The sequence below is a fragment of the Methylobacterium frigidaeris genome (genome assembly GCF_022179185.1).
GTDB classification, from domain to species: Bacteria; Pseudomonadota; Alphaproteobacteria; order Rhizobiales; family Beijerinckiaceae; genus Methylobacterium; species Methylobacterium frigidaeris.
In genome coordinates, this window is the sequence record NZ_BPQJ01000034.1 from 38031 (window position 1) to 58885 (window position 20855).

At 70.9% G+C, this 20855-nt stretch carries 23 protein-coding genes and 1 tRNA gene; 15 read left to right on the forward strand and 9 right to left on the reverse strand.

Features of this window, described 5'->3' with window-relative positions; all coding sequences use genetic code 11:
• Nucleotides 1–14 precede the first annotated feature (14 nt).
• Nucleotides 15–944, reverse strand: coding sequence for a transporter (locus tag MFF64_RS26455; RefSeq protein WP_238192806.1), 930 nt, complete (start codon nucleotides 942–944; stop codon nucleotides 15–17).
• Between the two features lie 320 nt (nucleotides 945–1264).
• The gene (locus MFF64_RS26460; RefSeq protein ID WP_099904534.1) at nucleotides 1265–1552 is read right to left on the reverse strand and encodes a hypothetical protein; all 288 of its coding nucleotides are present in this window, start codon (nucleotides 1550–1552) and stop codon (nucleotides 1265–1267) included.
• A 304-nt stretch (nucleotides 1553–1856) separates the two neighbouring features.
• Between MFF64_RS26460 and MFF64_RS26465 the strand changes: the two genes are divergently transcribed.
• The 5 genes from MFF64_RS26465 to MFF64_RS26485 all read left to right on the forward strand — a co-directional run bounded on the left by MFF64_RS26465 (nucleotide 1857) and on the right by MFF64_RS26485 (nucleotide 4710).
• A complete protein-coding gene (locus tag MFF64_RS26465) occupies nucleotides 1857–2384 on the forward strand; it encodes an RDD family protein (RefSeq protein ID WP_099904540.1) in 528 nt (175 codons plus the stop codon).
• 160 nt (nucleotides 2385–2544) lie between these two features.
• Nucleotides 2545–3297, forward strand: a complete 753-nt coding sequence (locus MFF64_RS26470) for an arginyltransferase (RefSeq protein ID WP_238192807.1) — start codon at nucleotides 2545–2547, stop codon at nucleotides 3295–3297.
• Between the two features lie 288 nt (nucleotides 3298–3585).
• Nucleotides 3586–3999 carry an SGNH/GDSL hydrolase family protein gene (locus tag MFF64_RS26475; protein WP_099900262.1) on the forward strand — a complete coding sequence of 138 codons (414 nt, stop codon included), beginning with the start codon at nucleotides 3586–3588 and terminating at the stop codon, nucleotides 3997–3999.
• Between the two features lie 121 nt (nucleotides 4000–4120).
• The gene (locus tag MFF64_RS26480) at nucleotides 4121–4342 is read left to right on the forward strand and encodes a hypothetical protein (protein ID WP_099900260.1); all 222 of its coding nucleotides are present in this window, start codon (nucleotides 4121–4123) and stop codon (nucleotides 4340–4342) included.
• Nucleotides 4336–4710, forward strand: a complete 375-nt coding sequence (locus tag MFF64_RS26485; protein ID WP_099900258.1) for an autotransporter domain-containing protein — start codon at nucleotides 4336–4338, stop codon at nucleotides 4708–4710. The genes MFF64_RS26480 and MFF64_RS26485 overlap by 7 nt, the downstream gene beginning before the upstream one ends.
• Before the next feature lie 59 nt (nucleotides 4711–4769).
• Here MFF64_RS26485 and MFF64_RS26490 read toward each other — a convergent pair whose 3' ends face one another.
• A complete protein-coding gene (locus tag MFF64_RS26490; protein ID WP_238192808.1) occupies nucleotides 4770–5114 on the reverse strand; it encodes a hypothetical protein in 345 nt (114 codons plus the stop codon).
• Nucleotides 5115–5425: 311 nt separating this feature from the next.
• Here MFF64_RS26490 and purB point away from each other — a divergent pair, with 311 nt between their 5' ends.
• From purB to MFF64_RS26505, 3 genes are all read left to right on the forward strand, one after another.
• Entirely contained in the window at nucleotides 5426–6736 is a 1311-nt protein-coding gene (purB, locus tag MFF64_RS26495; protein ID WP_238192809.1) for an adenylosuccinate lyase, read from the forward strand.
• 161 nt (nucleotides 6737–6897) lie between these two features.
• The gene (locus MFF64_RS26500; RefSeq protein WP_238192810.1) at nucleotides 6898–8169 is read left to right on the forward strand and encodes an SAM-dependent methyltransferase; all 1272 of its coding nucleotides are present in this window, start codon (nucleotides 6898–6900) and stop codon (nucleotides 8167–8169) included.
• A gap of 20 nt (nucleotides 8170–8189) precedes the next feature.
• Complete coding sequence (locus tag MFF64_RS26505; protein ID WP_273557174.1) at nucleotides 8190–8486, forward strand: helix-turn-helix domain-containing protein; 297 nt, start codon at nucleotides 8190–8192, stop codon at nucleotides 8484–8486.
• 8 nt (nucleotides 8487–8494) lie between these two features.
• Here the strand turns inward: MFF64_RS26505 and MFF64_RS26510 are convergent, their stop codons facing one another.
• The gene (locus MFF64_RS26510; protein ID WP_238192812.1) at nucleotides 8495–9421 is read right to left on the reverse strand and encodes a dihydrodipicolinate synthase family protein; all 927 of its coding nucleotides are present in this window, start codon (nucleotides 9419–9421) and stop codon (nucleotides 8495–8497) included.
• 209 nt (nucleotides 9422–9630) lie between these two features.
• On the opposite strand from MFF64_RS26510, the gene MFF64_RS26515 reads away from it, so the two are divergent.
• From MFF64_RS26515 to MFF64_RS26530, 4 genes are all read left to right on the forward strand, one after another.
• Nucleotides 9631–10482 carry a D-amino-acid transaminase gene (locus MFF64_RS26515; protein WP_099901631.1) on the forward strand — a complete coding sequence of 284 codons (852 nt, stop codon included), beginning with the start codon at nucleotides 9631–9633 and terminating at the stop codon, nucleotides 10480–10482.
• A 95-nt stretch (nucleotides 10483–10577) separates the two neighbouring features.
• The gene (locus tag MFF64_RS26520) at nucleotides 10578–10940 is read left to right on the forward strand and encodes a hypothetical protein (RefSeq protein ID WP_238192813.1); all 363 of its coding nucleotides are present in this window, start codon (nucleotides 10578–10580) and stop codon (nucleotides 10938–10940) included.
• Between the two features lie 160 nt (nucleotides 10941–11100).
• Nucleotides 11101–12393 (forward strand): adenylosuccinate synthase, encoded by a 1293-nt coding sequence (locus MFF64_RS26525; protein ID WP_238192814.1) that lies wholly within the window; start codon nucleotides 11101–11103, stop codon nucleotides 12391–12393.
• Between the two features lie 72 nt (nucleotides 12394–12465).
• Nucleotides 12466–13788, forward strand: coding sequence for a histidine kinase (locus tag MFF64_RS26530; RefSeq protein WP_099906159.1), 1323 nt, complete (start codon nucleotides 12466–12468; stop codon nucleotides 13786–13788).
• Between the two features lie 73 nt (nucleotides 13789–13861).
• Here the strand turns inward: MFF64_RS26530 and MFF64_RS26535 are convergent, their stop codons facing one another.
• Entirely contained in the window at nucleotides 13862–14020 is a 159-nt protein-coding gene (locus MFF64_RS26535) for a hypothetical protein (protein ID WP_165795821.1), read from the reverse strand.
• A gap of 129 nt (nucleotides 14021–14149) precedes the next feature.
• On the opposite strand from MFF64_RS26535, the gene MFF64_RS26540 reads away from it, so the two are divergent.
• Entirely contained in the window at nucleotides 14150–15082 is a 933-nt protein-coding gene (locus MFF64_RS26540) for an AEC family transporter (protein ID WP_099906161.1), read from the forward strand.
• A gap of 31 nt (nucleotides 15083–15113) precedes the next feature.
• On the opposite strand, the gene rpoH is transcribed toward MFF64_RS26540, so the two are convergent.
• Together rpoH and MFF64_RS26550 are read right to left on the reverse strand one after the other, a co-directional pair.
• A complete protein-coding gene (gene rpoH, locus MFF64_RS26545) occupies nucleotides 15114–16004 on the reverse strand; it encodes an RNA polymerase sigma factor RpoH (protein ID WP_099906163.1) in 891 nt (296 codons plus the stop codon).
• A 270-nt stretch (nucleotides 16005–16274) separates the two neighbouring features.
• The gene (locus MFF64_RS26550) at nucleotides 16275–17264 is read right to left on the reverse strand and encodes an RluA family pseudouridine synthase (RefSeq protein ID WP_099906166.1); all 990 of its coding nucleotides are present in this window, start codon (nucleotides 17262–17264) and stop codon (nucleotides 16275–16277) included.
• Nucleotides 17265–17366: 102 nt separating this feature from the next.
• Between MFF64_RS26550 and MFF64_RS26555 the strand changes: the two genes are divergently transcribed.
• Nucleotides 17367–17442, forward strand: a tRNA-Glu gene (locus MFF64_RS26555).
• A gap of 365 nt (nucleotides 17443–17807) precedes the next feature.
• Here MFF64_RS26555 and otnC read toward each other — a convergent pair.
• Together otnC and MFF64_RS26565 are read right to left on the reverse strand one after the other, a co-directional pair.
• Nucleotides 17808–18479, reverse strand: a complete 672-nt coding sequence (gene otnC / locus MFF64_RS26560; RefSeq protein WP_099906169.1) for a 3-oxo-tetronate 4-phosphate decarboxylase — start codon at nucleotides 18477–18479, stop codon at nucleotides 17808–17810.
• Nucleotides 18480–18484: 5 nt separating this feature from the next.
• On the reverse strand, nucleotides 18485–19531 hold the full coding sequence (locus MFF64_RS26565; protein WP_238192815.1) for a LacI family DNA-binding transcriptional regulator: 1047 nt from the start codon (nucleotides 19529–19531) through the stop codon (nucleotides 18485–18487).
• A 216-nt stretch (nucleotides 19532–19747) separates the two neighbouring features.
• Here MFF64_RS26565 and ltnD point away from each other — a divergent pair, with 216 nt between their 5' ends.
• A complete protein-coding gene (gene ltnD, locus MFF64_RS26570) occupies nucleotides 19748–20659 on the forward strand; it encodes an L-threonate dehydrogenase (protein ID WP_099906318.1) in 912 nt (303 codons plus the stop codon).
• Nucleotides 20660–20855 lie beyond the last annotated feature (196 nt).

Here is a 20855-nt window from a genome sequence, read left to right on the forward strand (position 1 = left end):
TCGGATGACGCGGATCAGCGCGTCTGCTCCCGCGTCAGCAGCGTGCGGTCGGGCGCGGCCTCCTGCTTGTCCTGGTACAGGGGCACGATCGCGCGCAGCCAGGCGCGGGTGTCGCGGCCGCCGTAATTGCGGTCGATCACGTCGCGGGTGACGAAGGCCTGGAGGTTCACCGGGCCGAAATTGTAGCCGACCAGCCCGCCGACCGCGACTTGCCCCTGCGAGCGGTAGCCCGCGACCCCGGTCGGCAGATCGGTGGAGCCGAAGGCCACCGCGCCGAGCTGCCACTTGCCGAAGTTGCGGGTCGCCGTCAGGTCGAGGTTCATGTAGTCGGGATAGGTCGCCACTCCCGGTGGCGGTCGGTCGCCGAGGAAGTGCCCGTAGAACAGGTGCGCCGTCACGTTCCAGTCGTTGCCGACGTAGCTGAGCGCGAAGCGGTGCGTCAGCGACGAAGTTTGCGTCGCGAAGCCGGTTTTGCTGGGCAGGTAGCCGCCGAGCAGGTAGCTGAAGCCGACATCGCCGCCGAGATCCCAGGCGAGCTGGGCGGCGAGCAGCGGCTGGCCGAAGCCGCTCTGCCAGGCGCTGTCCTGGGGGCCCAAGGCCGAGTAGGGCACGCCGGCGAAGAGTTGCAGCCGGCCGCCGGCGAGGTCCCACGGCGTCGCCCAGGCCAGGGTCGTCGTGTTGACGTTCAGCGGCATCACGCCCGGGCTCGTCTGGCGGACGCCGAAATTCGTGGCGGTGATCCAGTAGAGGCCGTGCGGGATCTGCGCGCCGACCGGCAGCCCGACCGACTGCCCAGGCTGCGCGGCGGAGCCCGCTTCGGCCGGTCCGGATATCCCCAGAGCGAGGCCGGCGACTGCGAGCGCCCGCCCGAGCGGAGCGCGCGACCTCCTGCCGGCGGCCTCACCCCGCCGGAACGTCGCCCGGGCATGCCGGATGCCGTCCATCCGCAGCCGGCCCGCGAGAGCGATGCTTCGGCCCTCTCCACGGCCCCAGCGCCACGATTCATGTCCCTGCCCCGGCTTCAAGTCCGCCATGCCCACGCGCTTTCCCCGCTCTCACGGCTTGATTGCCTTCTTCGGCAAATTGCTAGTTTTAAGACAGATGATTTATCTTACCCTGCGTCGTATTTCGCCCAGCGGCGCTTGAGGTTCAACGAAAACTTGTCATGAAGCCACGGATTATTCCAAGGTAGGGCAACGTACGCTGCGAGAGCGCCGCCGCAGCGCCCGGTGGCACAGACCAGGCGCCGCCGGATCGCGACGGTTCAGCGACGCCTCGGCTGCACCGCCCAGGCCGGGACCCCGGCGCCACGCGGGAGAAGCCGCGTCGCCGGATCGGCCATCATCGGTGCGCCAAGCAGTTGACCGGTGCCGCGCGCCTGCGAATGCGAGGAGCGCGGGTCGTGATAGGGGTGGTGGACGTAGCTGCTCATATGCGCGCCGCCCGCCGGCATGCGTCCGCCCCCGCCGCCATCGGCCAGGGCCGCGCTCGCGGCGGCGAGAGGCAGGGCCAGAGTGGCGGCGAACAGCGTGGTGAGTGCGAGTGCTCTCATCGGTCGATCCTCGATCCGAGGCGCGGTCCCTGCTCGCAGGAACCCGCCCGCTTCCGTATAGAGAGCCTGAAATACAATGAGCTTGATTGATGTGCGCACACGCACATCAAGTATATCTTAGTTTAATCCCGCGAACTCTACAGCCGTGTGCGTAGGGGCACGTGCCAGACAGGACATCATGTCGATCCGGGATGACGCAGATGCGAAATTGACCGGGGCCTGCCATTGCCGCGGCCGCACCCTTGAGACGGAGCGCGGCCGCGCCCACCTTATCGAGGCGGGCGAACAGGCGGAGACGGACGCGATGGCGAATTCCTGGCAAGGCGGACCGTATGGCGGTCCCTATCAGGGCAACCCCTATCAGCAGGGTACGATTCCTCCGGCAGCTCCCGGCTGGGCCGGCCCGCCGGTGCTGGTGGCGCACGGCTCGCTGTCGCGGCGCTTCCTGGCTTATCTGCTCGACATCGTGTTCATCTTCGGCTTCAGCTGCCTGCTGTGGCTCGCGATCTCGCTCCTCGGCGTCATCACCTTCGGGGTCGGCTGGGCGCTCTACGCGATCCTGCCGGCGAGCGGCGTCATCTACAGCGCGATCACCGTCGGCGGGCCGCGCCAGAGCACGCTCGGCATGCGGATGATGGGCCTGCGGGCGGTGCGGGCGACCACCGGCGGGCCGATCGACTGGATCACCGCCGCCGTGCACGCGCTGCTGTTCTACGTCGCGCTGTCGACCTTCCTGCTTTGGCTCCTCGATATCGGCATCGGCGTGATGCGGGCCGACCGGCGCATGGGCCACGACCTCGTCCTCGATCTCGCAGTCGTGCGCGAGGCATGAGCGCCCCGTGAGGCGTAAGGCTGCAACCTTCGGCGCCGGCCGCGCTTAAATCCCAGGATTTCGCGCCGGCGCGGTCCAGGCCTGTTGAGGCGGGCCGCGCCGGTGTTATCCTGCCCTTCCCGGCGCTCGCGCCGGCCCCTGCCTGCGAGACCAACGAAGCGTGACCAGCCATCCGCGGGACGCACCGCAGTTCTACCTCACGGCCCCGTCGCCGTGCCCCTACCTGCCTGGGCAGCAGGAGCGGAAGGTCTTCACGCACCTCGTCGGCCGGCGCGCCCGCGACCTCAACGAGATCCTGACGCAAGGGGGGTTCCGCCGCTCGCAGACCATCGCCTACCGGCCGGCCTGCGAGACCTGCCGCGCCTGCATCTCGGTGCGGGTGGTGGTGGACGACTTCGCGCCCAGCGACAGCCAGCGCCGGGTGCTGAAGCGCAATCGCGACCTCGTCGGCCAGGCCCAGGCCAACCGCCCGGCCTCGGAGCAGTACGCCCTCTTCCGCCGCTACCTCGACGCGCGCCACGGCGACGGCGGCATGGTCGACATGACGGTCCTCGACTACGCCATGATGGTCGAGGACAGCCACGTCGAAACCCATCTGGTGGTCTACCGCAAGCGGGGTCCGGACACCGCGATCAACGGCCGCGGCACCGGCGCGCCGATCGCCGTCTGCCTCACCGACGTGCTCTCCGACGGGCTGTCGATGGTCTACTCGTTCTACGATCCCGCAGAGGCCGAGCGCTCCCTCGGCACCTTCATGATCCTCGACCACATCGAGCGCGCCCGCAGCCTCGGCCTGCCCTACCTCTACCTGGGCTACTGGGTCGAGGGCTCGCGCAAGATGCAGTACAAGGCGAAGTTCACCCCCCAGGAGCGGCTGATGCCGAATGGCTGGGCCCGGGTGGAGGAGGCGTGATTCAGCTTCCGAAAGGGAGCTTTCGGAAGCTGAACCAAAAGCCCGCGCAGCGCGTGAGCGATGCCGGATTCCGCACCGTGAGAATGGCCGCGCAGCAATCGCCGAGCGGTCGATCGGAAGCACTGTGAGAGCCTGGAGACTGTCGCCGCCCGGCAACAGGATGGCCCCCTCCCTTTTTCGCCTCCGTATCGCAATCGTCCTCAAGCTTGACCGGATTACCGCTGCCCTGCCCCATGTCGACGCCGCAGGCGCTTCAGAAAGCCGCGGCGCTCGGGGGGATACGTACGAATGGGTACGGGCTTCGGGCGCCTGCGCCGGGCAGGATGGGTCGGCGCGTGGCTCGCCGGCACGGCGATGGCGGGCGTGCAGGGCGCCGCGGCGCAGGGCGTGACCGGCCTCACGGTCTTCGGCGACAGCTACGCCTATACCGGCAACGTCGTGCGCTTCACCGGCCGGCCCCTCGGCGCCCCCTACGTGAACGGCCGCTACTCCAACGGCGCCAACTTCGTCGACGGGCTGCAGGCGATCTACGGCCTGCCCGATCCCGCCGTGACGAACTCCGCCGTCGGCGGCGCCCAGACCGGCACCGGCAATGTCGGCTCGGCCCTGTTGCCGGGGCTGAACCCGGGGGGCGGCGTTCCTGGCGAGCGGCCAGCGCCTCGGTCCGGGCAACCTTGTCGCCATCAATATCGGCGGCAATGACGGCATCGGGGCGACGCTCACAGGGCTCACCCCGGCCCAGGCGCCCCTCCTCGGCCGGGTCTCGGCAGCGAACACGGTCGGCAACGTCGGTCGGCTCGTCGGTGCCGATGCGAGCACCATCGTGTTCAACGCCTTCACCACCCTGAACGGCCTGCCGCGTGTGGCGGCCTCGGGCAACGCCGCCGCGGGCGACCTGTTCGCCCGCTCCTACTTCGACGGGCTCCAGGCCGGCTTCGCCCCCTATTCGACACGGTCGGTCCCGTTCGCCTCGGGCCGATCGTCGGCCTCGCCTATGCCCGCACCCGGGTCGGCGCCTAGACCGAGCGGGGCGATCCGGTGCTGACGCAATCGATCGGCGCCACCGGCCTCGACTCGCTGGTCGGCCGCGCCGGCCTGCAGCTGCGCGCCACGCCCTTCAGCCTCGTCGGCCTGCCGGTGCGGGCCTTCGTCAACGTCACGGCCGAGCACGAAGTCCTGGATGGCGGCCGCACGCTGGTGACCTCCCTTACCTCGACCCCGCTGCTGCCGATCCTGACCCCGCTCGGCCGCGGGGCGCGGGGCACCTACGGCCTTGCCGAGGCGGGTCTGTCTGCCGACGTGACCCCGGGTCTGAGCCTGACGCTCACCGGCGGCACCACCTTCGCCTGGACGGGTGGGGACGGCTATGCGGTCAATGGCGGGCTGACGCTGCGGTTCCGACCGCGATCCTAGCCCCGCAGCTCCGGGGCTCGCGCGGGCGAGGCCCCGGGGGACTCGGACCCGTCGCGATCTCAGCCGCAGACGCGCACGCGGCGGTAGTAGACATTGCCGAAATCGTCGCGCGCGCGCCGGCGCTGGATCCAGCAATCCCGGGCCGGTGCGTAGTAGACGCGTCGGTAGCCATAGGCCGGATAGCCGTAAGCCGGGGAGCCGTAAGCCGGGTAAGCATAGCGCGGCTGCGCCGCCGCCGCGGCGGCGAGGCCGCCCAGGGCCAGCCCGCCGATGATGCCGGCCGCGATGGCCCCGCCGTCGCGGGCCTGCGCGGGCGCCTGCATGCCGATCAGCGGAAGTGCGGCGGCCGCCGCGATCACGCACTTGCGCAGTGAAGCCGCGCCGGACGACAGACGATCAACCATCTCGAACCCCGATCCCAAATATTCTTGAGCCACTTGGACGACATCGACAGAATGCGCCTCCCCCCTTGAGACCGGCCTGCGGCTCCGGATAAAATTTTATCGAACGGCCCTGAAAGTCGAAGATGGCGAGCATCCGCCGCGACGATGCCGCCCCGAGCCTGCGGATGATCGCGGTCCGGAGAACCCGAACCGGGCGGCCGGCCTTCGCGGTGGGCCCGGCAGGCAAGGCCCCCTCCCCTTCCTTGCCTTCTCGCCCCGCATCCCATAGCCGTCGCGGCATCCCACCCCGCCCGTGACCAGGAGCCCCGACGATGATCCCCCGCTACAGCCGGCCCGAGATGACGGCGATCTGGTCGCCGGAGACGCGTTTCCGGATCTGGTTCGAGATCGAGGCCCATGCCACCACGGCGCTCGCCGAACTCGGCGTGGTGCCGAAGGAGGCGGCCGCCAAGGTGTGGGAGAAGGGCCGCGACGCGGTCTTCGACGTCGCGCGCATCGACGAGATCGAGCGCGTCACCAAGCACGACGTGATCGCGTTTCTGACCCATCTCGCCGAGATCGTCGGGCCCGAGGCGCGCTTCGTCCACCAGGGCATGACCTCGTCGGACGTGCTCGACACCTGCCTCAACGTGCAGCTCGCCCGCGCAGCCGACCTGCTCATCGCCGATATCGACGGGTTGCTCGCCGCCCTCAAGCGCCGGGCCTTCGAGCACAAGTTCACCCCGACCATCGGCCGCTCGCACGGCATCCACGCCGAACCGGTCACCTTCGGGCTCAAGCTCGCCCAGGCCTATGCCGAGTTCGAGCGCGCCCGCGCCCGCCTGGTGGCGGCGCGGGCCGAGGTCGCGACCTGCGCCATCTCGGGCGCCGTCGGCACCTTCGCCAACATCGATCCGCGGGTCGAGGAATACGTCGCCGAGAAGATGGGCCTGGTGCCTGAGCCGGTCTCGACCCAGGTCATCCCGCGCGACCGCCACGCGATGTTCTTCGCGGTGCTCGGCGTCGTCGCCTCGTCGATCGAGCGGCTGGCGATCGAGGTGCGCCACCTGCAGCGCACCGAGGTGCTGGAGGCGGAAGAGTACTTCTCCGAGGGCCAGAAGGGCTCCTCGGCGATGCCGCACAAGCGCAACCCGGTGCTGACCGAGAACCTGACCGGCCTCGCCCGGATGGTGCGCGCCTACGCCCTGCCGGCGATGGAGAACGTGGCGCTCTGGCACGAGCGCGACATCTCCCACTCCTCGGTCGAGCGGATGATCGGGCCGGACGCCACCGTCACCCTCGACTTCGCCCTCGCCCGCCTCACCGGCGTCATCGACAAGCTGCTCGTCTACCCCGAGCAGATGCAGCGCAACCTCGACCGGCTCGGCGGGCTCGTCCACTCGCAGCGGGTGCTCCTGGCGCTGACCCAGGCCGGCGTGTCGCGCGAGGACGCCTACCGGCTGGTCCAGCGCAACGCGATGCCGGTCTGGCGCGGCGAGGGCGACTTCCTCACCCTGCTCCAGGCCGACAAGGAGGTCACCGCGGCGCTCAAGCCCGAGGCGATCGCCGAGTGCTTCGACCTCGGCTACCACCTCAAGCACGTCGACACGATCTTCCGGCGCGTGTTCGGCTCCGACAACTAAAAAGAATGGTCGGGCGCCCCGCGGCGCCCGACCACAGGGCTGACCTGCGAAAGGTGCAGGGTCCACGGTCATCGAGGCCGATCCGGCGACCTTGACGCCTCGACGCCACAAGGCAACCTCTGACACGGAGGGAGCATCTTCGTGTCTCACGAGGTGGCGGCGTGGTCCTCGATCATCTGCTGGAGAAGGCGTTCACCGTCAGCGGCCTGAGCGGCACCCTGAGGGTGGTCACGGTGAGCGGCCGCCGCTTCCGGGCCGGAGACGGGGATGGCCCGACGGCGACGATCCGGTTCGCCGATGCCGCCGCCGAGCGCGAGCTGCTCCTCGATCCCGAGCTGAAATTCGGCGAACTCTTCACCGACGGGCGCCTGATCCTCGAATCCGGCAGCCTGCCGGACTTGATGACGGTGCTGCTCGGGCGCAACCGCGGCGAGCCGTCCTTGCGCCAGATGCGGGCGCTGACGGCCCTGCGCCGCCTCGGCCGCCGGGTCGCCGGCCGCAACACGCTCCTGCGCGCGCGCCGCAACGTCGAGCGCCACTACGACCTCGACGGCCGGCTCTATGCCCTCTTCCTCGACGCCGACCGGCTCTATTCCTGCGCCTATTACGCGACGCCGGGCATGAGCCTGGAGGAGGCGCAAGCCGCCAAGATGCGCCATATCGCGGCCAAGCTCCTCGCCGGTCCGGGCCAGCGGGTGCTCGATATCGGCTGCGGCTGGGGCGCGCTCGGCCTCTACCTCGCCGGGGTGGCGGGCTGCTCGTCCGTGCGCGGCATCACCCTCTCGGCCGAGCAGCAGAGGGTGGCGCAGGCCCGGGCGGCCGAACGGGGTCTGTCAGGCCGCGTGCGCTTCACGCTCGAGGATTACCGCACCCTCCACGGGACCTTCGACCGCATCGTCTCGGTCGGCATGTTCGAGCATGTCGGTCCGGCCCATTACGACACCTTCTTCCGGAACGCCCACGACCGCCTCGCCGAGGACGGGGTGATGCTGCTGCACACGATCGGCCGCACCGGCGTGCCCTGGCCGACCAACCCGTGGATCACCCGCTACATCTTCCCCGGCGGCCACCTGCCGACCCTGTCCGAGATGATGCCGGCGATCGAGCGCGCCGGGCTGATGCTCGCCGATGTCGAGGTGCTGCGGCTGCACTACGCCGAGACCGTGCGGGACTGGCGCACCCGCTTCCTCGTCCACCGCGACGAGGCCGCCGCCCTCTACGACGAGCGTTTCTGCCGGATGTGGGAGTGGTACCTGGCGAGCGCCGAGGCCGCCTTCCGGTACGAGGACGCGGTGGTGTTCCAGCTCCAGCTCACCCGCCGCAACGACGTGGTGCCGCTGACGCGGGACTATATCGCGGAGGCCGAGGCGCGGCTGCGGCGGGTGGAGGAGGAAGCGGAGCGGGGAATGGGGCCGATGCGGGCGGCGGGGTGACGACCCGCAGCACTTCCGCGATGCGGCGTGTAGCCAGGCCGGGGTTCGAACGACGGCCGAGCAGAGGGGCGCTCGACCTGACCGGCAATCCAGCCGAGGCCGCGAACATGACCGTGCGGGCGGACCTGCTGCTCCAGATCCGCGAGTGGATCCGGGGCTGGGATCTGCCCCAGGAGCGGGCGGCGACCCGGTTGGATCTGACCCGCCCGCGTCTCGACGACCTGATGCGCTGCAAGCGCGACACGTTCTCGCTCGACGCGCTCGTCACCATCGCGACGGCATCCGTCCTGCGCATCCACCTGGAAGACGCCGCCTGAGGCAGGCGTCAGACCCGCGCCCGCGGATCGTGACGCCCCAGCCGCTCCAGCAGGAAATCCACCTCCGCCCGCGCCGTCGCGGACAATCCGGCTCCGGGCTTGCGCTGGGCGTCCGAAGCCAGGATGCCGCGGCGCATCATCACGTATTTGCGCACCGCGAGGCCCAAGCCCGGCTGCTGCTCGTAGCGCAGGAGCGGCAGGTGGGCGTCGAAGACGTCGTGGGCGCGCTCGCGCTCGCCGGCCGCTGAGAGCCGCACCACGTCGACCAGCATCTCCGGGAAGGCATAGCCGGTATTGGCGCCGTCCGCCCCGCGCTCGCACTCGAAGTCGAGGAACAGGCCGCCATTGCCGCACAGGATCGAGATCGGGCGCAGCGAGCCGTCGCGCTGGAAGGCGCGCAAAGCCGAGATCTTCTCCAGCCCCGGCCAGTCCTCGTGCTTGAGCATGACGCAGTTCGCGTTGTCGGTGACGATGCGGCGGATCACGCCGGGCGTCATCACCACGCTCAAGGTCAGGGGATAATCCTGGATCACGAACGGCACGTCAGGCCCGATCACCTCGGCGGCCTGGGCATAGTAGCCGACGATCTGGTCGTCGGTGCGTAAGGAAGGCGGCGGCGCGATCATCACGGCGGCGGCGCCCGCATCCATCACCGCGCGGGTCAGCGATCCCATCGCGGCGAAGCCCGGGGCCGAGACGCCGATGACGACGGGCAGCTTGGTGCGCCGGATCACCCGCGAGGCGACCGCCACCGCCTCGGCGCCGTCGAGCTTGGGCGCCTCGCCCATGATGCCGAGCACGGTGAGGCCGGTGGCGCCGATCTCGCCGTAGAAATCGGTCATCCGGTCGATCGAGGCCTCGTCGATGCGGCCGTCCGGATGGAACGGGGTCGGGGCGATGGGGAAGACGCCCTTCGCGTCGGGGGTGAGCCGCATGTCGTTTCCTCTCGGTGTCGCCGGACGATAGGTCGTAGGCAGCGACCCGCGCAACCGCCGTGCGCGCCGGCTGCGTGCACGAATCATGCAAGGCGGGATGGCCGGAATCGCGCTTGCGGCCGGGCTCCGGCTGGTGCTTCAAGGGCCTCTTGCAAGGACGGCTCGTTCTTGCACGGCCGCGCCATCGGCGCCGCGAGAGGAAGACCCGCATGTCCCGCATCGTCTACGTCAACGGCCGCTTCGTGCCCTTCGAGGAGGCGACGATCCCGATCATGGACCGCGGGTTCCTGTTTGCCGACGGCATCTACGAGGTAAGCGCGGTGCTGGACGGGCGCCTCGTCGACAACGAAGCCCATCTCGCCCGCCTCGACCGTTCGCTGGGCGAGATCCACATCCGCAATCCCCACACCCTCGCCGAGTGGACGCGGCTCGAGGAGGAACTGGTCGCCCGCAACGACCTCAAGGAGGGCCTCGTCTACATGGAGGTGACACGCGGGGTGGCCGAGCGCGACTTCGCCTTCCCACCCGAGGGCACGCCGCCGACCGTGGTGATGTTCACGCAAGCCAAGAACGTCTCGGCGAACCCGCTGGCCGAGCGCGGCGCCAAGGTCATCACCGTCGAGGACCTGCGCTGGAAGCGCCGGGACATCAAGTCGGTGGCGCTCCTCGCCCAGGTGCTGGCCAAGCAGCAGGCGGCCGCCGCCGGCGTCGCCGAGGCCTGGATGCACGAGGACGGCTTCGTTACCGAAGGCGGCTCCTCGACCGCCTTCATCATCACCGAGGACGGCCGCATCGTCACTCGCCCGCTCTCGACGGCGCTCCTTCCGGGCATCACCCGCAGGGCGGTGATGCGCCTCGCCGAGGAGAACGGCCTGACGGTCGAGGAGCGCGCCTTCACGGTCGAGGAGGCGATGCAGGCCGCCGAAGCGTTCTTCACCTCGGCCTCCGCCTTCGTGATGCCGGTGATCGAGATCGACGGGACCCGCGTCGGCGGCGGCCAGCCCGGGCCGATGACCCGGCGCCTGCGCGGCCTCTACCTGGAGATGGCGGCGGCCGGCTGAAGCCGGCAGCGCCGGACGGCGAAAGCCAAGCGGGGCCGGAACTGACACGTGCCGGCCCTGTTTCCCTCAGGAGACCCCATCCTGGGAGAAACCGAATGTCCAAGCTGATGCGCGGCGGGCTGGCCGTGCTGGCGATCGTCGCCGGCGCCACCGCCGCCCTCGCCCAGTCGCCCGAAGTGCCTCTGAAGGGGCGCGACCGCGACCCGAACCTGCCGCCCCTGAACCAGACGATCCCCGAGAAGGTGCGGCCCGGCGACGCGACCTCGAACGCCGACAAGTCCGACACCACCGGCTCGACCCTGAGCGACAAGCTCCAGCAATCGGACGGCGTGATCAAGCCGCCGGCGACCGGCACCCCGGACATGGCGGTGAAGCCGCCGGAGCCGACCCCGAACTCGACCCCGGTGATCAAGCCGGGCGAACTGCCGGGCCAGGGCCCGAACACGCAGGCGAAGTAGAGCCGGAGCCTGTGCGCAGGGCTCATCCGTCGACCCTCGCTTGATTTCCCGGCCCGGATCGCCGAAGAGCGCACACGCGTGACACCATTCGCAGCCGATCAGCCCCGCGCCTCGTGCGCCGGGGCTTTTCGCGCGGCGGGCAGGGACGGGTATTGGTGATATGGCGAACGTCGTCGTCGTGGGCGCCCAGTGGGGCGACGAGGGCAAGGGCAAGATCGTCGACTGGCTCTCCGAGCAAGCCGACGTCGTGGTGCGCTTCCAGGGCGGGCACAATGCCGGCCACACCCTCGTCATCGACGGCGTGACCTACAAGCTGTCGCTGCTGCCGTCCGGCGTGGTGCGCGGCGGCACGCTCTCGGTCATCGGCAACGGCGTCGTGGTCGATCCCTGGCACCTCGTCGAGGAGATCGCCCGGATCGGCCAGCAGGGCGTGGCGATCACGCCCGAGAACCTGCGCATCGCCGACAACGCGACCCTGATCCTGCCGCTGCACCGCGAGCTCGACCATTTTCGCGAGACCTCGAATTCGGTGCTCAAGATCGGCACCACCAAGCGCGGCATCGGCCCGGCCTACGAGGACAAGGTCGGCCGCCGGGCGATCCGTGTCGTCGACCTCGCCGATGCCGAGATGCTCGACGCCAAGATCGGCCGGCTGCTCGCCCACCACAACGCCCTGCGCCGGGGCCTCGGCATCGAGGAGATCGACGGCGCGGCGCTGAAGGCCGAGCTGCTGGCCATCGCCCCGAAGATCCTGCCCTTCGCCGACACGGTGTGGTCGCTCCTCGACGACGCCCGGCGCGCCGGCAAGCGGATCCTGTTCGAGGGCGCGCAGGGCGCCCTCCTCGACGTCGACCACGGCACCTACCCCTACGTGACCTCCTCGAACATCGTGGCGGCGCAGGCGGCCACGGGCTCGGGCCTCGGCCCGGGCGCGATCGGCTACGTGCTCGGCATCGTCAAGGCCTACACCACCCGGGTCGGCGAGGGGCCGTTCCCCACGGAACTCACCGACGCGATCGGTGAGCGCATCGGCGAGCGCGGCCGCGAGTTCGGCGTCGTCACCGGGCGCAAGCGCCGCTGCGGCTGGTTCGACGCCGCCCTGGTGCGCCAGACCGTGCGGACGTCGGGCATCGACGGCATCGCGCTCACCAAGCTCGATATCCTCGACGGCTTCGACACCATCCAGATCTGCACCGGCTACCGCCTCGACGGCCGCGAGATCGACCATCTGCCGGCGAGCCAGGCCGACCAGGCCCGGGTCGAGCCGATCTACGAGGCGTTCGAGGGCTGGAGCGAGACCACCGCGGGCGGCCGCTCCTGGGCCGACCTGCCGGCCCAGGCGATCAAGTACGTGCGCCGGATCGAGGAGCTGATCGGCGCGCCGGTCGCCCTTCTGTCGACCTCGCCGGAGCGGGACGACACGATCCTGGTCCACAACCCCTTCGAGGATTGAGGGGAACCCTACGCGCACCCGGCGGGCGAAGCTTGACGCCCGCCGCCCCGCACGACAAGGCATGCGGCGACCATGGCCGACTACTACCCCCTGCTCGCCCGCGCCCTCGAGGCCCTGCCGGACCGTTCGCCCGACCTGCGGCACACGGTCTACGAGCGCGCCCGCGCGGCGCTGATCGGCCAGCTCCGCTCCCTCGATCCGCCCCTGTCGGAGGCCGATATCGAAGCGGAGCGGGTCTCCCTCGACCGAGCGATCGCGCGGCTCGAGATCGAGCATGGCGGCCAGCCCGAACCGGAGCCGGCCCCGCCCGAGCCGCCCCGCCCCCCGGAACCTCCGCCGGAACCGTCGAGCCCGCCGGAGCTGTCGCGCGCCGTCGCACCCGCTGCCCCGCCCGAGCCGCCATCCCCCGAGACGCCGGCCCCGTATCACGCCGACGCCCTGCCGGAGGCAGGTCCACCGGTCGAGCTGAAGCTGCCGCCGGCGCGGCCGCGCACGCCTGAACCGGCGGAGGAGGCAGGGACCTCGGAGGCGAACGCCGCCGTGCCGCAGCGCCCCCGCCTCGACGTGGTGGCGCCGAAGCGAGACCGGTCGCGACTGGTGCGCAACGGCATCGTGGCCGCGGTCCTGGCCGCAGTGGTGGGCGCCATCGCCGTCACCGCCTGGTCCCTGCGCGACAATCCCGCCGCCCTGCCGACGGGTTTCGCCGAGAACGGTCCCAACCGGCCGGCCGAGAACCAGGATTCGAAATTCGCCGACCGGGTCGGCGGCGAGCGGGCGCCCCAGGCCCCGGCGCCCGCGCCGGCCCCCGCCGCTCCGCAGGGCAGCGCCCCTCGCCCGTCGCCGACGCCCGACATCGCGGTCGCGCAGCGCGGCACGCTCTACGAGGAGAACGGCGCCCAGGGCAATACCCCGAAGGCGACGCAGGCCCGGGTGGTCTGGCGCCTCGACGCGGTGAATGCCGGCCAGGGGCAGCCGCTCCAGACCGTGGTGCGGGGGAATGTGGACGTACCCGACGCGGGCCTGAGCCTAGCGATGGTCCTGCGCCGCAACACCGACGCGACCCTGCCGGCGTCGCACATCCTCGAACTCATCTTCACCTCGACCGACCCGAATCGCACCGTTCGCGACGTCGGCCTGATCCAGTTCAAGGATGACGAATCCGGCCGCGGCTCTCCCGTCTCCGGCCTGCCGGTGCCGGTGCGCGACAACCTCTTCCTGATCGGCCTCTCCAACCTGAAGGCCGATATCGAGCGCAACACCGACCTCCTGCTCAAGCGCAACTGGATCGACCTGCCGATCCGCTACGCCAACGGCAACCGCGCGATCCTCACCTTCGAGAAGGGAAATGCGGGGGAGAAGGTGCTGCGGGAGGCGTTCGAGCAGTGGCAGCCGTGAGCGCCGCCGCCCGGCCGTAGCGGACGAGCCCGCCGGATTCGACGGACCCCGCTCTGTTGATGGTTCGTCGGACTCACGCGGCCTGGATCGTGGCGAGGAAGCGTGCCACCCCGGCCGGGATGTGCGCGGACTGGCACGACAGCTCGGGGGCCGAGGCCAGCACCGGCTCGATGCGCGAGGCCAGCGTACCGCCTTCGAAGGCGCCCCGGGCGGGTCCCGTCGATCCGCGCATGACCGCCCTACTCGCGATCGGCTGTGAGGGCGCGATCCGGCAGGCTAAGCTGAGCCGTGATCCCGCATCCCGAGCCCGCCGCCGGCATCCCCGGCCCATCGAAGATGGTCTCACGTTGAACCCCATACCATGACCGGTGCCGTCCTGCTGGCCCTCCTGCCCGTTGTTATTCTGACGGCTCTCGGCCTGGCCCTGCGCCGCTGCCGGTTTCTCGCGGAGAGCTTCTGGCCGCAGGCCGAGCGGCTGGGCTACTTCGTGCTGCTGCCGAGCCTGTTCTTCCACAGCCTCGCCACCGCACGGGTCGAGGCGGTGCCGGTCGGCGCGCTCGCGCTCACGCTGATCCTCTCGACGCTCGTCGTCGCAAGCCTCGCCGTCGCGGTGCGGCCGCTGATCCGGGTCGACGGGCCGGCCTTCACGTCGGTGTTCCAGGGCAGCATTCGGTTCAACAACTATGTCGGCGTCACCCTGGCCGCCGGTCTGTTCGGGGCGCAAGGGATCGCGCTCGCGGCGATCTGCAACGCGGCGATCGTGCCGACGGTCAACACGCTGTGCGTGCTGGTCTTCGCCCGCCATGGCGCGGCACGGCTGACGCCGCGGGGCATTGCCCGACAGCTCGCGACCAACCCGCTGATCGTGTCATCGCTCGCGGGGCTGGCCTTCCGGCTCCTCGGCTGGGGGCTGCCGCCGGGGCTGGAGCCGGCCCTGCGCACGCTGGGAGCGGCTTCGCTGCCGATCGGCCTGCTCTGCGTCGGGGCGGCGCTCGCGTTCGAGGGGGCCAGGACCTGGATTCGGCCGGTGCTGTCGGCCTCGGTGATGAAGTTTCTGGCGATGCCGGCGGCGACCGTGCTGGTAGCGCTCGGCCTCGGGCTGCATGGGCCGGCCCTGACCACGGCCCTGCTGTTCCAGGTGCTGCCGACCGCCTCCTCGGCCTACATCCTGGCGCGTCAGCTCGGCGGCGATGCGCCGCTGATGGCCGGCATCACGGCGGTACAGACCGTCCTGGCGTTGGTGGCGATGCCGCTGGTGCTGATCGGCCTGTCGGCTTTCGTGCCGATGGGATGAAGGCCGGTCCTCCGGACCGGGGGCCGGCCGTTCAGGCCGGCACCCCCGCCCGCGGCGCCTCGCGGGTGGCGAGGTTGCGCTTGACCGCGTCCTGCACCTTCTCGAAGGCCCGCACCTCGATCTGCCGCACCCGCTCGCGGGAGACGCCGAACTCGCTGGACAGATCCTCAAGCGTGATCGGGTCGTCGGCGAGGCGGCGGGCCTCGAAGATGCGGCGCTCGCGCGGGTTGAGCACGCCGAGCGCGTCCTTGAGGGCGGCGAGGCGGTTCTGCCCCTCCTCCTCGCGGGCGAGCACGGTCTCCTGGGTCGGGGTGTCGTCGACGAGCCAGTCCTGCCACTCGCCCTCGCCTTCCTCGCGCAAGGGAGCGTTGAGCGACGCGTCGCCGCCGAGACGGCGGTTCATGTCGATCACGTCCTGCTCGGGCACGCCGAGGCGGGTGGCGATCTGCTTGACCTGGTCAGGGCGCAGGTCGCCCTCGTCGAGGGCGGAGATGCGCCCCTTGGCCTTGCGCAGGTTGAAGAACAGCTTCTTCTGGTTCGCGGTGGTGCCCATCTTCACGAGCGACCACGAGCGCAGGATGTATTCTTGAATCGCCGCCTTGATCCACCACATCGCATAGGTGGCGAGGCGGAAGCCCTTGTCGGGATCGAAGCGCTTGACGGCCTGCATCAGGCCGACATTGCCCTCGGACACCACCTCGCCGATCGGCAGGCCGTAGCCGCGATAGCCCATGGCGATCTTGGCCACGAGCCGCAGGTGGGAGGTCACGAGCTTGTGGGCGGCGTCGCGATCGCCATGTTCGCGCCAGCTCTTGGCGAGCATATACTCCTCCGTCGGCTCCAGCATCGGAAACCGGCGGATCTCGTCGAGGTAGCGCGACAGGCCCCCTTCATTGGCGAGCACGGGAAGTGCAGCAGCCATTCCAACCTCCTCAAAGCTCCCCGGACAACATGGGCGAGCGCGAACGACCTCCCGTTGGCCGGTCGTTCGATCTGCCACCATAGCAGAGAGCGGTCCGGCCGGGTAGCGACGGGTGTCGCGACTAACGCGTGAGACGGCGTTTTGTGCTGCCGTGGCGGTTCGCCGCGTGCGGTGCCGCACTGCCGTAGGGTGAGACGCGAGCCCGCCCCCGTCAATGAAACGTACGGGAAAGGGATTTTCGTCCCGCCAAGGTCCAACAAAGCCCCGCTTTCAGGGCGTCAGGGCCGCGATCAGGCGGGCCATGTCGTCCGGCGGCGGGCTCTCGAAGCGCAGCGACTCGCCGGTGCGGGGATGGCGGAAGCCGAGGAGCGCCGCGTGCAGCGCCTGACGGCCGAGGGCGTCGAGCGCCGCGCGAGCCTCCGCTCCCAAGCGGTTCGCCTTGGTGCGGAACGCCGCGCCGTAGACCGCGTCCCCGAGCAGGGGATGGCCGCGATGGGCCAGATGCACGCGGATCTGATGGGTGCGCCCGGTCTCGAGCCGGCAGCGCACCAGCCCCACCGGCTCCTGCTCCCCGAGCGCGGCCTCGAGGCGGTAATGGGTGATCGCGTGGCGGCCACGTCCTTCGCGCACCACCGCGATCTTCTCCCTGTTCCGCTCCGAGCGCGCGAGCGCCGCGTCGATCGTGCCGGCGGCGGGCTCCGGTAGGCCCCAGACCAGGGCGAGATAGGCCCGCTCCAGCGGGCCTGTGCGGCCGTGATCGGCGAATTGCGCCGAGAGGTCCTGGTGGGCGAGGTCGGTCTTGGCCACCACCATCAGGCCGGTCGTGTCCTTGTCGAGGCGGTGGACGATGCCGGGCCGCGCGACCCCGCCGATGCCCGACAGGCTGGCCCCGCAATGGGCGAGGAGCGCGTTGACGAGCGTGCCGCTGTCGTTGCCGGCGCCCGGATGCACGACGAGCCCCGCCGGCTTGTCGATCACGATCAGGTCGTCGTCCTCGTAGACGACCGCGAGGTCGCGGGCCTCCGGCTCCGGTTCGGCCGGGCGCGGCGGCGGCACCGTCACGGCCACGCGCTGACCGCCCGTGACCTTGGCGGAGGGATCGCCGGCCAGCGCCTCCCCGAGGATCACCTGCCCGTCGCGGATCAGCGCCTGCAGGCGGCTGCGCGACAGGTCCGGCCATAGCCGCGCCAGGGCCCGGTCCAGGCGCTCGCTCCCCTCCCCCGGCGGGATCACGCCCTCCCGCACGTCAGCCTCGCTCAAACCGCCACTCCCGCCGCATCACCCGAAAACGTCGCCGGGATACGATTTCGGGCTTGTGCCCGTCCAGGCCCGTCGCTATACCGCCGCCATCCCGCCCGGCAAGCTCCCATCGTCTAGCGGTCTAGGACGTCGCCCTCTCACGGCGAAAACAGGGGTTCGAGTCCCCTTGGGAGCGCCACGGCCGGAGATCTAGCCGATCAGCACTGCGCTCACGCTCCCGATGCTTCGCTGGAAGCGTGCAGGCCGATGATCTCGACTGTCCTCAGGGCCTGATCGTCGCGTTCCGTGTCGCGGAGCGATCCTCGCCGTCAACCTTGCAGTCGCTCGAAACGGAACGGACGGTGGCCTCGGCCATCGCCACCTGCGCCGCACTCGCCTCGCCGTTCTCGTCGCTCAGAGAGACGCGGGGCCCCGACCCACCCGTCGGCTCCCCTGCGCGCGAAGCGCCACGTCGCGGCGCGGGCTCCGACCCGGTCATCCCTGGACCCATCCTTGCGATGTCGCCCGCTCCGTCGCCGGACGGCCGCGCCCGTCGTCCGGCCTTCAATGATCGTGCGTGTGCTCCGGCAGCGTCAGCCCGAAATGCGTCACCAGGTCCTGCACCTGGGCCGGGCTCAGGTGGCGCGGGTTGAGGTTGCGCAGGAGCAGGTAGAGCTTGGCGGTCTCCTCCAGCTCCTCGGTGGCGAAGACCGCCGCCTCCAGGGTATCGCCGGCCACCACCGGGCCGTGATTGGCGAGCAGGACCGAGGAGTACGCCCCGGCGAGGCCCCTGATCGCGTCGGCCACCGCCGGGTCGCCGGGGCGGTAATAAGGCACCAGGGCCACCGCGCCGGCCCGCATCAGGCTGTAGGGGGTGAGCGGCGGCAGCACCGCGCGAGGATCGATCTCCGGCAGCATCGAGACCGCGACGGCGTGGGTCGAGTGGAGGTGAACGATCGCCCGCGCCTCGGCCCGGCTGTCGTAGAGGGCGCCGTGGAGCGGAATCTCCTTGGTGGGCTTGTCGCCGGACAGGAGCCGCCCGTCGCGGTCGAGACGGGAGATGCGGGCGGGGTCGAGGAAGCCGAGCGAGGCGTTGGTCGGCGTCACCAGCCAGCCGCCGTCGTCGAGCCGCAGCGAGATGTTGCCGGACGAGCCGGGGGTCAGGCCGCGCTCGAACAGCGAGCGGCCGAAGCGGCAGATCGCTTCGCGCAAAGCGGATTCGTTCTTGCCAGAGATGTCCGTCACGCCGTCGCTCCCTCGATCAGCTCGAAGCCGAGATCCACCACCGTCGCCGGGCCCCCGGTACAGAGGAGCCGTGCCGCCGTCGCCCCGGCCTCGACCCGCGGGGTGCGGATGGTGGCCAGCGGCTGCGGCATCAGCCGGCCGACATCGAGGCCGTTATAGCCGAACAGCGCCAGGCGCCCCGGTACCGTGATGCCGTGGGCGAGGCAGTGGAAATAGCCGCCGAGCGCCATGTCGTCGTTCGAGAAATAGGCCGCGTCGAGGTCCGGCACCCGGGCCAGCAGCGCCTCCAGCCCGTGCCGGCCGGCCTCGACCGAGGACGGGCTGGCGACCCGCTCCTCCCCGGCGGGGGCGAGACCGACCTGGGCCAGACCCTCGCGGAAACCGGCGTAGCGCTTGGCGGCGCGCTTATCCCTGGTCAGGTCGTGGCCGATATAGCCGATGCGGCGGTAGCCGCGGCCCGCGAGGTGGCGGGCGCTGGCCTCGCCCGCGGCGCGGTTGGAATAGCCGACCACGATGTCGAGCCCCGGCCCGTCGATGTCGAGCAGTTCCGCCACCCGCACGCCGCTGGCCACGAGCCGGCGCCGCGTGCCCGGGTTGTGCTCGAGCCCGGTGACGATCAGCCCGGCCGGGCGCCAGCTCAGGAGCGAGCCGACCACCGCCTCCTCGCGATCCTGGTCGTAATCAGTGACGGCGATGACCGATTGGAAGCCCTCCTGCTCCAGGGCGGCGGTCGCGCCGCGCAGGAGGTCCGGGAAGACGATGTTGGTGAGCGAGGGGATGACGATGCCGATCAGCCGCGAGCCAGTCGAAGCCAGGGTGCCGGCGATGCGGTTCGGCACGTAGCCGAGGCGCGCCACCGCCGCCTCGACCCGGGCCCGGGTCGTCTCCGAGAACGAGCCGTGGCTGCGCAGGACTCGCGACACCGTGCTCTCGCCGACCCGCGCCTCGCGGGCGACGTCCGCCAGGGTGATCGGCCGCCGGCCGGTCCCGTCCCGCGGCACCTCGTCGTCGGCCGCGAAGGCCTCGTTGCCCCCCTCGTCCATCCGTCCTCCCGTTTCCGCCCGGCACCTTGTCACGGACGCTCGGGAGCGCCACGATGTCATGGTTCCCCGGGCGGCTCAACGGACCCATGGTCCGGATTGGCAGCGCTGCCAAATCGGGCTAGAGCTTGGGACCGAGGCGCGGCGTCAGATCGCGCCGGTTCGGGTCGTGCGAGCGACCCGCACGGGTCGTTTCGTGACCCGCAAGGAGGAAACGGCATGAGCGACACACCCGCCCGCGTTGCGGTGATTGGTCTCGGCTCGATGGGCTACGGCATGGCGCAAGCCCTGCGCCGGGCCGGCCTCGATGTGGCCGGCAGCGACGTCGATCCGGCATCCGTGTCGCGCTTCTCCGCAGAGGGCGGCCGCGGCGCAGCGAGCCCGGCGGAAGCCGCGGCGAATGCGGGGATCGTGGTGTGCGTCGTCGTCAACGCGGCCCAGACCGAGGCGGTCCTGTTCGGGCCCGACGGCGTCGCCGCGGCGATGCCGGAAGGGGCCGTGTTCGTCTCCTGCGCCACGATGGATCCGGAGATCGCCCGCCGCCTCGCCGCCCGGCTCGAGGCCACCGGCCGCCACTACCTCGACGCGCCGATCAGCGGCGGCGCCCAGCGCGCCGCGCAAGGAGAACTCACGATCCTGGCCTCGGGCAGCGGCGCGGCCTTCGCGGCGGCCCGGCCCGCCCTCGACGCCATGGCGGCCAAGCTCTACGAGCTCGGCGACGCCGCCGGCCAGGGGGCGGCCTTCAAGATGATTAACCAGCTGCTCGCCGGCGTGCACATCGCCGCGGCGAGCGAGGCGATGGCCTTCGCCGCCCGCCAGGGCCTCGACCTTCGCCGCGTCTACGAGGTCATCACGGCCTCGGCCGGCAATTCCTGGATGTTCGAGAACCGGATGCCGCACGTGCTCGACGGCGATTACGCGCCGCGCAGCGCGGTCGACATCTTCGTCAAGGATCTCGGCATCGTGCAGGACATGGCCCGGACCCAGAAATTCCCGGTGCCGGTGGCGGCCGCCGCGCTCCAGATGTTCCTGATGGCCGCCGGCGCCGGCATGGGCCGCGACGACGATGCGTCGGTGGCGCGGATCTACGCCCAGGTGACCGGAACGGCCCTGCCGGGCGGGGCGGGGTGACGCCGGTCGCGATCCATCGACCGGGCTGACATCCTCCTGGTCATTCCGGGGCCACGCAGCGGAGCCCGGAATCCAGACACTACGGTGCTTCAGGACACGTCGGATCGCGGTCCGCTTCACCCTGCGCGCCCAGCGGTGCTGGACCCCGGGTTCCGCTGCGCGGCTCCGGGACGACCGGAGGATCAGGCAATGTGAG